General features: G+C 62.4%; 2 protein-coding genes. Both read left to right on the top strand.

Annotation, left to right across the window (positions count from 1 at the left end):
- Positions 1-132 precede the first annotated feature (132 nt).
- A complete protein-coding gene (gene cyoA, locus ACXJKH_RS20010) occupies positions 133-1,233 on the top strand; it encodes a ubiquinol oxidase subunit II (protein ID WP_457321983.1) in 1,101 nt (366 codons plus the stop codon).
- A gap of 2 nt (positions 1,234-1,235) precedes the next feature.
- On the top strand, positions 1,236-1,680 hold a 445-nt coding region (locus ACXJKH_RS20005), incomplete at its 3' end, for a cbb3-type cytochrome c oxidase subunit I (protein WP_457321981.1).

Here is a 1,680-nt window from a genome sequence, read left to right as displayed (position 1 = left end):
ATGCATGACGGCCTAAAATTGGAAGGCTGACATGATCGTCCCTCGTGCCTGTCCCCTTGGACCGGCACATCCAGCCTTTTGGCCGGGCGGGCCGCGCTTGACCTGGCATTCCCTACGCAATTGGATCGACCGATGATTCCGTTGAACCCCCTTGGACGCTTCTTGCGTCCGGGCCTGCTGTTTGCACTGTCCGTGTTCCTCACGGGCTGCAACTCGGCCATCCTCAACCCCAAGGGCCAGATCGGCCACGATGAGAAGACGCTGCTGATCACGGCTACCGTGCTGATGCTGCTGGTCGTCGTGCCGGTCATCATCATGACCCTGACCTTCGCGTGGAAGTACCGTGCGACCAACACCAAGGCCCGTTACGAGCCGAAGTGGTCGCACTCCACCGCGATCGAAGTGGTGGTGTGGTCGATTCCGTGCATGATCGTGCTGGTGCTGGCCGTGCTGACCTGGCGTTCCTCGCACGCGCTGGATCCGTACCGTCCGCTGGACTCGGACAAGAAGCCGGTGGTGATCGAAGCCATTTCGCTGGACTGGAAGTGGTTGTTCATCTATCCGGAAGAGAAGATCGCCACGGTCAACGAGATCACCTTCCCGGTCGATACCCCGCTGAACTTCAAGATCACGTCCGATTCGGTGATGAATGCATTCTTCATCCCGCACCTGGGCAGCATGATCTACTCGATGACGGCCATGGAGACCAAACTCCACCTGATCGCCAACGAAACCGGCGAGTTCCCGGGCATGTCCTCGCACTATAGCGGCGCGGGCTTCAGCAAGATGCACTTCACTGCCCATTCGGTCAGCGAAGAGCAGTACCAGCAGTGGCTGGCCAAGGTCCGCGGCGACGCGGCAACCCTGGACAAGACCGCCTTCAACGCGCTGGTGGCCGAAAAGAACCACGACTGGCATCCGGTGACCTACTACGGCACCACCGAAGCCGGCCTGTTCGACTGGGTCATCGCCCGCCACATGGGTGACAACCAGCACTACGGCATGAAGCACGACCACAAGGCGATGGGCCATGACGGTGCCGCGGGCGAAAGCCACGCCGGCCACGACATGCCGATGACCGCCGAAGGCCACGATGCTGCCGGCCACGCGGCCGACGTGCATGCCGATGACACGCACGCGCATGCCGCGGGCGCCGTCGATGAGCACGCCGACCGCACTGCAGACGAGCACGCCGCCGCCGGTCACGCCGGTCACGCTGGCTCGGGAGAATGAGCATGAATCCGCTGGGTAAATTGACATTTGCCGACATCCCGCATGACCCGATCATCATCACCACGCTGATCGGCGCGGGCATCGGTGGCCTGCTGGTGCTGGCCCTGATCACCAAGTTCAAGCTGTGGGGCTATCTCTGGAAAGAGTGGTTCACCTCGGTCGACCACAAGAAGATCGGYGCGATGTACCTCATCGTCGCCTTCGTCATGCTGCTGCGCGGCTTTGCCGACGCGATCATGATGCGTGCCCAGCAGGCGCTCGCCGCCGGCGGGGCAGAGGGCTTCCTGCCTCCGCACCACTACGACCAGGTCTTCACCGCCCACGGCGTGATCATGATCTTCTTCGTGGCGATGCCGCTGATCACCGGCCTGATGAACGTGGTGGTGCCGTTGCAGATCGGCGCGCGCGACGTGGCCTTCCCGTTCGTCAACTCGCTCAGCTTCTGGC

Source organism: Stenotrophomonas sp. P5_B8, from assembly GCF_054049855.1.
This window is presented reverse-complemented; position numbering and strand designations above follow the sequence as displayed.